The 12,908-nt window shown below is 57.8% G+C and carries 12 protein-coding genes; 6 read left to right on the plus strand and 6 right to left on the minus strand.

All coding sequences use genetic code 11. From position 1 onward, the window contains the following. Positions 1 to 533 precede the first annotated feature (533 nt). The 3 genes from C7G41_RS09140 (at position 534) to C7G41_RS38220 (ending at position 2,409) form a co-directional block, all read left to right on the plus strand. Positions 534 to 857: a hypothetical protein gene (locus C7G41_RS09140; RefSeq protein WP_146159756.1), complete on the plus strand. Its 324-nt coding sequence runs from the start codon at positions 534 to 536 to the stop codon at positions 855 to 857. A gap of 493 nt (positions 858 to 1,350) precedes the next feature. Further along, a complete protein-coding gene (locus C7G41_RS09150) occupies positions 1,351 to 1,812 on the plus strand; it encodes a hypothetical protein (protein ID WP_245446493.1) in 462 nt (153 codons plus the stop codon). Positions 1,813 to 1,950: 138 nt separating this feature from the next. Then, positions 1,951 to 2,409, plus strand: a complete 459-nt coding sequence (locus C7G41_RS38220) for a hypothetical protein (protein ID WP_106942264.1) — start codon at positions 1,951 to 1,953, stop codon at positions 2,407 to 2,409. A gap of 133 nt (positions 2,410 to 2,542) precedes the next feature. On the opposite strand, the gene lpxD is transcribed toward C7G41_RS38220, so the two are convergent. Continuing rightward, a complete protein-coding gene (lpxD, locus tag C7G41_RS09160) occupies positions 2,543 to 3,628 on the minus strand; it encodes a UDP-3-O-(3-hydroxymyristoyl)glucosamine N-acyltransferase (RefSeq protein ID WP_199198269.1) in 1,086 nt (361 codons plus the stop codon). Between the two features lie 360 nt (positions 3,629 to 3,988). On the opposite strand from lpxD, the gene C7G41_RS09165 reads away from it, so the two are divergent. After that, a complete protein-coding gene (locus tag C7G41_RS09165) occupies positions 3,989 to 4,369 on the plus strand; it encodes a hypothetical protein (RefSeq protein ID WP_106942265.1) in 381 nt (126 codons plus the stop codon). An 80-nt stretch (positions 4,370 to 4,449) separates the two neighbouring features. On the opposite strand, the gene C7G41_RS09170 is transcribed toward C7G41_RS09165, so the two are convergent. Further along, positions 4,450 to 5,376, minus strand: a complete 927-nt coding sequence (locus tag C7G41_RS09170) for a hypothetical protein (protein ID WP_106942266.1) — start codon at positions 5,374 to 5,376, stop codon at positions 4,450 to 4,452. Positions 5,377 to 6,227: 851 nt separating this feature from the next. Beyond that, the gene (locus tag C7G41_RS38995; protein ID WP_373681113.1) at positions 6,228 to 6,341 is read right to left on the minus strand and encodes a helix-turn-helix domain-containing protein; all 114 of its coding nucleotides are present in this window, start codon (positions 6,339 to 6,341) and stop codon (positions 6,228 to 6,230) included. A gap of 678 nt (positions 6,342 to 7,019) precedes the next feature. Here C7G41_RS38995 and C7G41_RS09190 point away from each other — a divergent pair. Beyond that, on the plus strand, positions 7,020 to 7,784 hold the full coding sequence (locus C7G41_RS09190) for an outer membrane protein (protein WP_106942269.1): 765 nt from the start codon (positions 7,020 to 7,022) through the stop codon (positions 7,782 to 7,784). 414 nt (positions 7,785 to 8,198) lie between these two features. Beyond that, positions 8,199 to 9,248, plus strand: a complete 1,050-nt coding sequence (locus C7G41_RS09200; RefSeq protein WP_106942271.1) for a transporter — start codon at positions 8,199 to 8,201, stop codon at positions 9,246 to 9,248. A gap of 172 nt (positions 9,249 to 9,420) precedes the next feature. Here the strand turns inward: C7G41_RS09200 and C7G41_RS09205 are convergent, their stop codons facing one another. The 3 genes from C7G41_RS09205 to C7G41_RS09215 all read right to left on the minus strand — a co-directional run bounded on the left by C7G41_RS09205 (position 9,421) and on the right by C7G41_RS09215 (position 12,749). Then, the gene (locus C7G41_RS09205; protein WP_106942272.1) at positions 9,421 to 9,954 is read right to left on the minus strand and encodes an HdeA/HdeB family chaperone; all 534 of its coding nucleotides are present in this window, start codon (positions 9,952 to 9,954) and stop codon (positions 9,421 to 9,423) included. Positions 9,955 to 10,416: 462 nt separating this feature from the next. Next, a complete protein-coding gene (locus C7G41_RS09210) occupies positions 10,417 to 11,442 on the minus strand; it encodes a glycoside hydrolase family 5 protein (RefSeq protein WP_106942273.1) in 1,026 nt (341 codons plus the stop codon). Next, complete coding sequence (locus tag C7G41_RS09215; RefSeq protein ID WP_106942274.1) at positions 11,439 to 12,749, minus strand: O-antigen ligase family protein; 1,311 nt, start codon at positions 12,747 to 12,749, stop codon at positions 11,439 to 11,441. The genes C7G41_RS09210 and C7G41_RS09215 overlap by 4 nt, the downstream gene beginning before the upstream one ends. Between the last annotated feature and the right edge of the window lie 159 nt (positions 12,750 to 12,908).

A 12,908-nucleotide genomic window follows, 5' to 3' on the forward strand; every position in this document is an offset into this window, starting at 1 on the left:
GATGAGCGGTGCATGGTTCGGGCCCGCGCTCAAGATCATGCCGCGCGAGTGCATCGTCGCACCCCATCGCCGGTCGGCCCGGGCGCCCTGGTTATCCTGTTGCCGGCCGTCCCGGTCGGCCCGGTTATCGTCCCAGGGCTGGTTATCCGGGCTGCTACTATGGCTACCGCGTATACGGAGCGGCGGGCGCCGTAGGAGGGGCCGCCCTCGGAGCTGCAGCCTAGGGGAGCTCCAGCAGCTGCTAGTACGACAACTATGGCAATTACGTCCCGGTCAGTATCCTTACTGACTGCTGCCCATCGGCGACAGGTCACCTCACGCCGTCGCCGGCGCTTTCTTCGTACCTGTGTATCGATCCGTGGCAGAGACTTTGCGCCCACACATTTGTGGCCTCAAAGAACAAAAACTTGGCGACTTCCCGCAAGCGAGTGTCTGCCGAGTACTGCTATGTCCGACTCACCCCAATGCGCAGGCTGGTTGCGGACGACCAAAGCGCTTGGTCAATGCTCCCACAAGACATCCAGGATCGAATTTTGGTCGACGGCAGCACGCCCGAAAGAGCACTTACGCAACTGAAGATCGCGCAGGCTTACGTTAGGCTTGCGTGCATCCCCGACAACGATCAAACTTTATCCGTTTCGGTCGCCACGGTGGCAAGCTGTGTAATACGCATGTTGCGGGGTCCCGAACTCGATCTGAATGGCGTACCACTATTTTGGCTGGAGCTGTTCGATCTCAGTGCCGGGCTTTCACTCGACAGCTGCTGCTGCCACAGGATCGAGGATGCGGTACCGGTGTTTGAGGGCTTCGTTGCCCAGGCCGCAGCCATGAGCCAGCCCGAAGGTGAGCCGCTATGAACGATCACCGGGATCATCTCGAAGCACTGCGAAAGCAAGCAGCAGAGGCTGCGTTGATAAGCGCGCTTGCGACATCGCCTGGGAAGCGAGACCTTTTCGCCAAGATTGCGGAACATCTCAACACCCTGGCGGCTGCTGTGGAGCTGGCATCGAAGGCCGGCTTCATGTCAGAGGCAGGTCCCGGACCACATAGTTAGGGGCTGCTGGGGCAAAGATTTGATCTAGCTCAACGCGGCCTTTGGTTGTGCGCCGACGGTCGGCACATGAAACCGCTCGTCAGAAAACGCGGCACGGCTAAAACGCTGAAGCTGTCCTACACGGAATGGCGCGCCGAATTGTCGCGGAATACGCCAACCAGCTGGGGCGACCATCAAGCAACTCCGCCGCCGCCTACATTAAAGCCGCGATCATCTACAACTCCGGACGATGCTCGATCCGAACGCTTCCATCCACCCTGCTGCAACCTGTAGCATAGTCTTGACGGGTGTTCGGTATGACAAATTTGAAATCGCGAGCCGCCTATCTGGCTCTTCTTTTGGTTCAGCTCAGTGGAGCCCTTTTCATAATCTTGGAGGGCTTGCCCGAATTTAGGCGCTTGATGAACCATCCCGGTGAGCAGCTGCCGTTCGAACGATCTGACAATCTTGCTGCACCGATCATGATCATGGCAATGCAGGTCGCCTATTGGTATCGCCTGCAGCGCGTTCCGCTTCCCCCTCAGCGCTCGAATCCAATCCTGAGTCACCTGTTTTTGTTTCTGGGGCGTCTTGCCTTCATTTTTGGTGGGTCGCTGTTCGGCGTCGTGTTCTTCAGACATTTGCCCGAGATCCATCAGGGCGCCGATCTATGGCTCATGTTTCGTCGCGGGCTGCAACTCCTGGCGTCGCTGTTCGCGCTATTCTGCGTAACGCTTGAATTAGAGCGATTAGGGCGCGCGCTTGGAAGTAACCAATAGCCGCCTCGCCTACTTCAAGACCCGCCGGCTTCACGCCGCGGCCAAACCTGCATTGGGACAAAATACCGAAGCCAAACACTATTTCCATCTCGTGCGGGCGAAGAGCTGCAATGACGGTCTCAGTCGAAGAGGCACATTATGAAAATTCTTGCCCTGTTGCTCGCTTCCACATTGTCGATTGCATGCGCAAGCCAGAGCCAAGCCCTAGTGAGAATTGCGAACGATCGAGGTGGCTTGATCCAACGTTACCTGGATCGTTATGATGAGTTAAAGGGCACGGGGCAAACCGTGGTAATCGATGGCCTCTGCGCGTCCGCTTGCACGATCGTATTGGCAAAGATCCCATCAGGTAGAGTTTGCGTAACTGAAAGGGCAAACCTTGCTTTCCACGCAGCATGGGACCTCGGCGCTGGCGGACGACATATTACAAATCGAGAAGCTACACGGATGATCTATTCGATGTACCCGGCTCCAGTTCGGAGCTGGATCTCAGGGCGAGGTGGTTTGTCGCCTCACACAATTTTCCTCCGCGGGACGCAGTTGCAGACCATGTTTCCGCGCTGCTATTTGGACGCTGCAGTTTTCCTGCGGTCGTAGTCCACCAAGGGCGCCTCTAGTGCGGAAAGAACGGCCTGGTCGTCGGGCGGCCCACCACAGCACCGAGTGTGCTTTGCAGTTCGACAATTTCAACCGCGGCATCCATACTGAATGCTCTCGCTCACAGGAACTCCTAATTCCTCCGAGATGCGATCTTCTTAAGCGTGGCGATTTGTCGAAAGAAGTCTTTTATCGATTGAGCCGGGCTTCCAAGAACCTTGGCCCCGGGTGCAATATCTGAGATGACGCCTGCTTGCGCTCCGATCTCCGAACCTCGCCCTATCCGGAGGTGCCCCGCCATAGCCGCCTGCCCCCCAACGCGGACGAAATCCTCAAGCACGGTTGAACCCGAGATCCCGACTTGCGCAACTACAATGCAACAGCGACCGAGAGTAACGTTGTGGCCGATTTGCACGAGGTTATCGAGGCGAGAGCCAGCGCCGATCACCGTGTCACGCGATGATCCGCGATCAATCGTCGAATTGGCACCAACTTCAACATCATCTTCAAGAATAACTCGCCCAAGCTGGGGGATCGAGAGAAACCCCCCACTGGTGGAGGCAAATCCGAACCCTTCCTGCCCAATCCGCGCACCCGGATGAACGTAGACGCGCGCTCCCAAAACCGCGAAACTAAGGCTCACATGTGCGCCAATCCGGCAGTCCCTACCGATGGTGACGCCGCTTCCGATGACTGCACAAGGACCGATCCGACAGCCCGGTCCTATCTGCGCTCCGCTTTCGACAACAGACAGGGGCCCAACTTCTGTTGAAGGATCAATTTGAGCGCCATCCGCTATTATTGCCGAAGGGTGAACACCAGGACGAGGCGGTGGCACAGGGTAGAACAGGGCAGCAACGCGGGCCCAAGCCGCATACGGTTCGCTCGTTTGGATCGCCACAGTTGCCGCTGGTACTCGTGAAGCCATATCAGGGTGAACGAGCACCGCGCCGGCGGAGGTTTGTTCCAGGGCGGAAGCGTAACGGCGATTGTCTAGAAAGCTCACTTGAGTCGGTCCGGCCGTTTGTAAAGGGGCCAAACCTTCCAGCAATAATTCACGATCGTCTGCCACACCCCGCGCCGTGCTAGCGACGAGCGCGAGTGGATGCGGACCAGTTCGCCGGAAGAACCTTGCATTGCCGAGCACTGTTTCGAGCATCACCTGCCCCTGCAGCAAACCGAGTTCAACTGGCATTCCTCGTACGTCTGTCTCAGCCACGTCGATTTCTGGTCAGTAGCAGGCGCGGAGAAACGCGTTCCCTAGATCCGCCCACCCAACAGCAATGTTGCTCTCCGCTTGTCGGCAGAATTGATTCAGATCAAGCCACACCTTTCAGCTGAGCACTTCACGCTGGATAGTGGGACCCGCAACGCGTTCAGAACCGGTTACAAGCAACTCGATGGCCGAAATCGATGTTGCCACCACGCCGCCCTTGGTCCGCCCATTGAAACGTTGAACTTGCCGGCTCTTCTCTAGGCATGCCAGAGTTGACTTAGATCAACCTTCCGCTCGGCAACCGCCCTTTTTTGATCGGGACAGGCTGGCAACTATCAAGCTTTCCGTTTCCGAGATGAAAAGATGACACGAGCATTGCTCTTCATTGTGGTGGCAATCCTGTGCGCATCATGCAGAACCGACGCGCAGCTTGACCCGATCCAGGCCACCGCGATTATCGATGCCGCCGAAGTCACCGATAGAGAAGAATGCCTCTACCAAGAAGTCGCCCGACTATTGGAGCCAAAGGGCAGTTCACCCATCAGCTTGCAGAATGTTGCGGTGGCCGCCACTCGGTTTTGTAGCGCTGCTGTGACAAAACGTCTCCAGAGGGCGGCCTCCGTATCGCCATCTGATGCGCAAACTCTCGCACGCGATGATCAGATGAAGACGGAACATCGCGCGTTCGCCATCGGGTTAGAATTGCGTGAGAAAAGGACAAATGCGGGAGTGGCACGAAACTGAACGTGGCGGCTCCCGCCCGTCTTGTGCGTCTTGCAACAGGTCCACCTCAGTAGCCACCCCGCCAGTGTCTTCGCAGCGATCTATCGCGGAATATTCGAAGCTTGCCGCTCCTGTGCTTCGTAATATTCGGCTGAAAACTTGATCGACCACCGGGAGAAGAACGAACGTAATTTCTGCGTGGGTCTTTCCACGCCAAGATGTTCGGCGACGTGCGCATTGCGAAGCCATCCAGCGAGCGACGCAAAACATGCTGAGCGCATCAACGCGTGAAGCACTGCGAGGCCGACCGTATCTGCCTGTCGATAACGATAGCCTAACTTTTTAATGACGTACTGACGCTGGATGCTTTCGTAGGCCCTGCCCATGAGCCGAGCGAACGAACTTTTCTTCGCCTGCGGCCACGCTGCCGGATACACCGGCAAGACTAGGAGCTTGCTCTTAGCGATCACCGTAGCCAACGGATGCAAAAGCTGTGTCCAGGCTGGCCAAGACGCTAATTTGGCAAACAATATCGCATGCATCACTGTCGCGACCCCGAAAGAGATCGGAAGCCACACTACCGCAGCCACGATTACAAGCAATGCGATGTTCGGGGTGAGATGACGACATTTTCGAAACACCCACGCCATACCTTTTGCAAAGGCAACGTGCAGGATTCGCTCGAACGCCCGATAGCTAATTCTGCGCCGTAGGCACGACCAGCGACGGCGCATTGACACGATCCACTTTCGACGCTTCGTCTCGGATAGAGGAAGGATGCACAGCGCACCGGTGGCGACAGCGACGATTAGGTTGCCCAGAACCTTGGCCGCGAAAAGCGGAAGCCTGACAATCTCCATGACCACTGGAAAAGTATAGTCGAGCAATCGCATCAAAACCGCGATAGTGAAACGCAGGATCTTGTTCGCGGCGATCGCTATCAAAGCAAGTGGAACGATGATCACGTCGTCCAGTGCACCGCGCACACGGCGCTCTTCAATCCATGCGGGGCTCTGCTCATTGGCCACGGCACTACCGGTCGAGACGCGTTTTTTGCCTAATCAGCTACGCTGACCGCGAGACAAACTACTGCTCTATCTGAGTCAGGCGTTAGCAGGTCATTCCGGTCGCACATCTGCGGACGGCTCGACGGGTTTGCCGGACGGTTGTTCGTGCCACACAAACGCCGTTCACCCGAGTTCTGCCCACACCGCAGGCAGCAGCGATTTCCGTGATCATGCTGTCCGGCTGCGCGATCATGGGAGCAACGGGCGTGGCTTGCGCCGACACCGCGAGAGACAGAGCGAACGCGCCAATTGCAATCAACCTGATCATTCTCACCTCCTCGAAGAGCGATGAACGGGCCAAGCTGACGTCGCACTTGCTTCCAAGACTTGAGATGGATCAAAGGTTCTTAACTAACCCGGCTTCTTCAGCGGTGTTGGGATAAGTGGTCTCGGCTCCTCAGGCGACCTTCCCAATCGATTGCAGTCTGCGTGCGGAGCCTTCCATCATTGGGTGCTGAGGCACAAACTGCATAGACTTCCTCTCGTGACAGTTCTACCATTTTACCCGGTTGGCGTGTATCGGGGGACACTATGATCAGCTTGACCCGCGTTTTTGATGTCGCCGTGCTAGCGTTAGGCACGTTCAACCTCGTGCTGGTGGCACTGCTTATCTTGTCGTTCTGAGGTGCTCCGCAGGCCTCGCTTTGCGATGAAGTGCGGACAGTCGCGCTACCCCCATAGACAGACATCGTCCCTATCCGCAGCCAAAACCTCGCACATGTAAGGGACCCAAAAGAAGCATGCTTTGCCGAGGATTTTTCCCTCCCCCTTCGGGCGCAGGTAACTCCTCCCTAGCTGCAATCAGGAGTGGCTCACTCCGCAAATGCGCGATAGATCGTCGCCCGGCCGATCTTCAATGTCTTGGCAATCGTAGACGGCACCACGCCGTCGGCCCTCATCCTTCTAATCTTCTCGGCATCTATGATCGCCTTGCGGACCTCGTAGACGCCGCGCGCGCTCCTTCAAGCAGTGGCTCGCCGCGAGTGACCAGGGCAATCACGCCTTGGCACAAGGTGCACTAGTCAAATCCTGAGTTTCTGCTTGTCTGGGGCGCGCCTTGCCGATTCTTTCCAGCCCCCAAGCTTCCAGGATTGGCGAGATCGTACAGGCCCCGGCGCGGCATCAGCTTCGCCGGGGCCACGGAGGCGGGGATGGTCCAGGACTATGGACACAGAGGCAGATCGGCAACGAGGTTTGGAGTTGGGTCGCCGCTGGGCAGAGCATGCTTCGGCGCACGAGCTTGCCACCATGGTGAGCGGGTCGTTTGATGATCTCAGCGAAATTCTGCCAGCGGACGCATCTGATCAGTTCGTCGGCGGCTTCCGCGAAGGCGTGTTGCACGTCTGGCGCGGGGCCTAGGATCTCAGCATAGGGGTGCGGGGATGAGACCAAGCGCCCTTGCCCCATCGCGGAAAATTCCAGGCGGCCAGTTGACTGGTCAATATTCCTGACACAACTCAAGCGCGCAACTTGCTCAATTTTCCCAACTGTTGCCACGTAAGCACATCGAATTCCAGTCGGCTCAGCTAGCTTCGAGCTGGACCGCCGGACTGCCAAGAAAAGAACCGGCATCGTTAGCGTGAAACGTGGATGGAGCAAAAAGAATGAAGAAGATTTGGTTGAGTGGCATGGCCTTGCTGGCGGTGAGCATGGCGGCACCCGCGTCAGCGGCTGATCTGGCTGCTAAACCTTACGTCAAGGCCCCGCCCCCGGTGATCGCGCCGATCTATGATTGGACCGGGTTCTACATCGGCGCCAACGGCGGTTGGGGACAAAGCCACGGCTGTGTGGATTTCGTGACGCCAGCAGGGACGGTCGCAGGTGGTTGCGCCGATCGCTCCGGCGGCCTCGCTGGCGGACAGATCGGGTACCGCTGGCAAACCAATCAGTTTGTGCTCGGCCTGGAAGCGCAGGGAGATTGGGCAGAAATCAAGAATACGCGCGTCAGTCTGATCGACCCATTGATTTCGACCACTGGGAAGATTGACGCCATCGGACTCTTCACGGCGCAGCTCGGCTGGGCATGGAACGCCTCGCTGTTTTACGTGAAGGGCGGCGCCGCCGTGACGCGCAACCGATTCGACATATTCAACAACGTCACCGGGGTCGGCCTGGCATCGGCAGGCCACACGCGTTGGGGCGGCGCCCTTGGCGTGGGTTGGGAGTACGGCTTCACGCCCAATTGGTCGTTCGGTGTCGAATACGACCATCTCTGGATGGGGCGTGACAGTGCCGGCTTCGCAGGAGTAGTCACTCCCGGAGGGTTCGTCCTCACCGGCAGCGGGGTCAGCCAGGATGTAGACATGGTCACGCTTCGGTTGAATTACCGTTTCGGGGGATACGGCGCACCGGTCACGGCCAGATACTGATCGCCTCCATTTACGCAACCAAAGCCCCGGCACCGCCGGGGCTTTTTTGTGGTTATAAATTTTTGGCCCTTGCTAGCTTCGGTTTCTGCATTGCGTCAGTAGCGTTGGTTTTGACGCTGGCCTGCAGGCTTCCGTCCTCTACCTATGAACCCACATTTGGCTACACCACTTCACGGCGAGCGATGCGCCAGGAACAAAACCTCGCTTAGAAAGGAGCCGAACATCTCCAGCGCAAGCAACTCTCGATGGAGATGAGACTGCGTCATCGCCGCAAGACAATCATCGCGAGCTGTTACCATTCTGTGACGCATTTGGACGCCGCTTATGCCTAGTAGTGAATGCCCATCGTAGATCAAGGCCCCGAGTTTCGCGCTAGCCACCACTGGTTGCATTATACTTCCCAGAGGTTTTGCAATGAGATTAAACAAACCGGGAAGCTCCTTCATCTACGCGGCCGCGGTTGCTGCTCTCGCGCCTTGCGCTGATGTTTCGTATGCCGATCAGGGCGGTAGCTCATTCTGGTTTCCGGGCCAGTTTGCGAGTCTAGCCGCCGTGCAGCAGACGCCGGGCTGGGCGCTCAGCGTCATCGATTACCATTCCGGGGTCGCCGCCGCGGGGAGCGCTGCCGTGGCCAAGCAGATCCTCGCCAGCAGGATCCCAGCCAACGTCAACGTCAGTTTGAATCTGCGTCTGAGCGGGCGAACCGATCTAGTCGCCCTCGCGCCATCCTATACTTTCGCGGCGACAGTGCTTGGCGGTCAGTTGGTAGTGGGCATGTCCGGCCAATACGGCAGAGCCGCCGCCAGTATCGCAGGAACACTGACTGCGATAGCTGGACCGATTGTGGTGACGCGCATCGGAACGCTCGAAGGCTCGCTTGTCTCATACGGCGACCTCGCGCCATTCGCGGAGGTGTTTTGGAACGATGGCGTCAACAATTATATGGCTTACGTCACCGGCAATATTCCCGCCGGGGACTATGATCCGACGCGGATCCCCAATATCGGGCTCGGTCATGGCGCGATCGACATGGGAGGCGCCTATACCTATTTCGACCCGGCGGCGGGAAACGAAATATCAGGGGTCGCCGGCCTCACCTACAATTTCAAGAACCCAGACACCCAGTACCAGAGCGGCATCAATCTCCACTTCGACTGGGGCGTATCGCACTACCTCACCAAGCAGCTTTTCGTCGGCCTTGCTGGCTACGCCTATCAGCAAATCACCGACGACTCAGGGCAGAACCCGATCCTCGGTGGCTTCAGATCACGCGTGTTCGGTCTCGGTCCGCAAATCGGATACAGCTTCCCGGTCGGAGATATGCAGGGCTCCGTGGGTCTCAGGGGATACGGCGAATTTGGTGCAGCCAACCGTCCGTCGGGATGGAACACCTGGCTGACGTTCACTATTTCCCCGTCCGCGCCTGCCGCCGTAGCACCCAGGAAGCATTTGGTTGTGAAATAAACCTCTTCCGAACTGGAAGGTCCGCTGCGGTCGGCCGACGTCTCAAATGAGTCAACTGCGAAGACCTCCAACCTCGCATGAATGCGCCGCTACTTGGCTGACGGCCATTAGCAGGAGCCAAACTAATGCAGGGCGCGCTCTGTTGCTCGCAAGCGGCGGGAGACTGGTCCAGCTAAATAGCTCTATTTTGAATGGCCGTTGGTAGAGTGCGAGATTTGTTTTTCTTGCAATATGCGACGACCGCACTGGAGTTCCTCTGCAGGCGCTCGTAGTCCAAAACACTGTTGCTTGCTGCCGCGTTGTAGTAGCCGCTCATGAAGTATCTTACAAAATCTTGATCCGCCGGACCGTAGGCCAACCATGTTCCACAGGTGATCTTGTTAAAATCCAGCGTAGCGGCAGGCACTGCGGTCACGCCTATCGATTTTTCCAGCCCTGCCATCACACTGGCATTCGGGTTGGATTGGCACCACCCTCTTACGCTAATGACATTTGCCCGATGCAGATCAAAATCTACAAATGTCCTCCGACTTTCATAACTAAACCAGCCGGTCATCCAAGCCGAAAATTTGCTCGACGGTGCAGCCGGCATGGCGAGATATTCGCTACAGGTGATGCTGCGAATATCCGCGGTCGTGGCAAGCGCCTCACTGGCGAACGTTGGGACAATTAGGACGAATGTAAGAATACTGAACCTGCACCTCATTGTGATGACCTCCCGTAACGAGTGACCGACGGACTAGTCGCGATTTGCTGTCACAGAACCTGCATCCCGTGACTCCCAGAAGTAAACACCCTCGGTGGCAAGTGCCCTATTTGATCTAGATCAACCTATCAGGTAGGAGGGGTGCAGCCCGCTGCGCTGGAGGCCCCGATAACTGCAAATCGTCCCATCATTGTCGAACCGATCAGGTCGATCCTGGCAAATTTATTCGGCTCATCCCGTCATAGCAGACGTTCTGAATCGCAAACGGCAGGTCCAAAGGCCCATAAGCGGAAGTGCGCTGGGCGGCACTGATCATCCGACAGGCGTCAGTACGGCAGGTGCGCATCGACATAATAGTCGCGATCGAAATACATGCCGCGCTGCAGGTCACTATCATTATGTGCCCGACGGGTCGTGACCCGATACTGCTTCCGCGAAATGAGCGGACTCGGGGACGCGATTTCAACGCGTCGGCGGCATCAGCGCACGCAGGATACCCGGCTTCCAGGCCTGACGCGCACTGTCGAACGCCGCGAAGTCGTGATCGAACTGCCAATAGGCCCAAGACCAGCCGAGCCTGTCGGCGCTTCTCGCCACGAATGACAAATATCTCTGCCGGCTGTCGGATGGTGCACGCTCGTAAACTCCGAACTCGCCGACATAAACCTGGCGCTGCTCTTTCTCCGCCCAGAGGCTCATCTTCCGGAAGTCGGCGTCAGCCTTCGCCTCATCCTCCGGGCTGCCCCAGTCCAGGGGCCCGATCCGCGAAAACGTCGGAGACCACGGCGCGCCCTGATGGGTGAACCGTATCGGCGCGTAATAATGAAACGTGACGATGAGATGCCTGTCCTCGGCCGGCAGAACCAGCTCGTCGACAGGGATCTCATCGGTATTGAGAACGGCGGCGATGACCGGCCGTTCGGGATTGGTGCGGCGGATGATGCCGAGACATTCATTGAGGAGCGCATTCCAGCCGGCGGACGTCATTGCTCCGCCAGGCTCGTTCAACACCTCGAAGACGAGCGCCGGATATTTGCCGGCATAGCGCTCGGCGAGCTGCCGCCAGAATGCCTTGAGCTTCTCGGCGCATTCGGAAACGTCGCGTTGGCAGAGGTGGGTATCGTGCTCGTCGACGATGGGAACTAGCTTCCTCGCGAGAACCTCCTCGATGACGGCGTCAAGCCGTCTCAGGACGATCTCGTCCATGACATTCCCCGGGCCCATGAACTTGAAGCCGAAGAAATTGATCCTGACATGCGCGAAACCGGCCTTCTTGATCGCGGTCAAATTGTCCAAGCGAAATGGCGCGTTTTGGCCGCCTTCCCAGATTCCATCGTAGCCGAGAATGTTGATACCGCGGCCCAGTTTTGGCGTGTCACGGGAGGCGGCCTGCTCGGCCCCATGGGCGTGGGAGACCAGCAATGCAAGGAAGAACGCCGCGGCCGCAAGATTGAAGCTTCTCGGCCAACGCGCGCGCATGGCGGTCATACTGCTTCCATTCCTAAAGTCTGGAATTCGGTCGGTCGCACCGGCCTACATGCCGCAAAGAAAAAACCCACCAGGAGCACCGATGTGAACATCGTCGAACGAAGGAACGTCGTCTCCGTAAAATTGGTCTGAAAGCTGAGGACGACGAATCCGATGATGAGAGCACAACGCGACCGGTCGATCGTGCGAGCGGAAATCAGATGGAGAATCTTGTGCGAGAACAGGAGGACGCTCGCGGCAAAGAGCGTGTACCCCAGAAATCCGGTTTCCATCAAGATCGCGATGTAGCCGCTATGATAATTGTCGAGCACCCAGCCGTGGTTCTGTTCGAAATAATCGTAGATAGACGGGATCGTCCAGAAGCCGTTGATGCCGAAGCCGAGCAGCGGCGCATCGTTGAAATGGCTTATTGCGTAGTGCCAGATGAAGGTCCGTTCGGTGAAATCGATACTCGCATCGCCGATATGGATGGCGTCGTATCCCGTCGCGTAGAAATACAGGATCAGAAGTCCGGCCAGGACGCACATGATGAACGGCAGGAGCGCATAGAGCCTCATGCAGCCGACCGACCACATCGAAGTCACGAGCATGGCGCAGGCGGCCAGAGCGACAGCGCCGGCGCCGCGCGATTCCGACGCGAAGACACAGGTTGACGCCAGCAGGAACACGGCGAGGAAGGCCAGCCACCCCTGCCCCGTCATCTTTCGATAGCTGGCCAAGAACATCAGATACGCGCCGACGAAGCCGAGCGTTTGCTTCGATTCGTAGACGCCCTGCCATTGACCGTTGTGCATCCAGCTGTGGTCGATCCCGATGTCGGGCACGGCTACCGCACAGACAGCCGACGCGGCGACCAATATGAGAAGCCCAAGGGCCGTGGCTCTCACGATTTCGTCCAGGTCGACGCGCGTGACGAGGCAGAATGCGCCGAACGTCGTCATCGCAAGCGCCGCGCTCTTCATGATCGCTGCGACGCTCAGGCTGGACCAGAACACTGAGACAATTGCGAAGGCGTAGAATGCGACCAGCGCCACCAGATCGGGGTTGACCTGCAACCGCAGGCGCGGCTGCACGAATGCGCTTGCGTAGATCAGGACAGCCCACATCAGAAGGGCTATGGCCTGTTGCAGAAAGCTCAGCTCCGCCGGCAGTAGCGCGGCGTTGAAGATGCCCATCGATGCGACCACGTTGATGGTGATCGAACAGCTGATCGCGACCCTGGCAATCCTCTCGACGCCAATGCTGCGCGTTTTCCAGATCGCGCTCCCGGGTGCTCCGGAATCCACCTCGGTCTGCAGACTGGCCATGAGATGACCTTCCTTAAGCGCGGTTAATAATTCGCTAGCGCGGGTCGATCTCCACGCCGCCAGGCGGCGCCGTTGCGAAATTAACGGTTTGGTAACGATATGAGCCTTGCGCGAGGCATTAATGAAAACGGCACGCCGCCGGTGTCTCGCCCGTAACGA

This window comes from Bradyrhizobium sp. MOS002, assembly GCF_003020115.1.
In the GTDB taxonomy this organism is placed as follows: domain Bacteria; phylum Pseudomonadota; class Alphaproteobacteria; order Rhizobiales; family Xanthobacteraceae; genus Bradyrhizobium.

Excerpts from the sequence above, each read along its gene's own strand:
- C7G41_RS09150 (WP_245446493.1), top strand. The coding sequence starts at position 1,351 with ATGACAAATTTGAAATCGCGAGCCGCCTATCTGGCTCTTCTTTTGGTT.
- C7G41_RS38220 (WP_106942264.1), top strand. The coding sequence starts at position 1,951 with ATGAAAATTCTTGCCCTGTTGCTCGCTTCCACATTGTCGATTGCATGC.
- C7G41_RS09165 (WP_106942265.1), top strand. The coding sequence starts at position 3,989 with ATGACACGAGCATTGCTCTTCATTGTGGTGGCAATCCTGTGCGCATCA.
- C7G41_RS09190 (WP_106942269.1), top strand. The coding sequence starts at position 7,020 with ATGAAGAAGATTTGGTTGAGTGGCATGGCCTTGCTGGCGGTGAGCATG.
- C7G41_RS09200 (WP_106942271.1), top strand. The coding sequence starts at position 8,199 with ATGAGATTAAACAAACCGGGAAGCTCCTTCATCTACGCGGCCGCGGTT.
- C7G41_RS09205 (WP_106942272.1), bottom strand. The coding sequence starts at position 9,954 with ATGAGGTGCAGGTTCAGTATTCTTACATTCGTCCTAATTGTCCCAACG.
- C7G41_RS09210 (WP_106942273.1), bottom strand. The coding sequence starts at position 11,442 with ATGACCGCCATGCGCGCGCGTTGGCCGAGAAGCTTCAATCTTGCGGCC.
- C7G41_RS09215 (WP_106942274.1), bottom strand. The coding sequence starts at position 12,749 with ATGGCCAGTCTGCAGACCGAGGTGGATTCCGGAGCACCCGGGAGCGCG.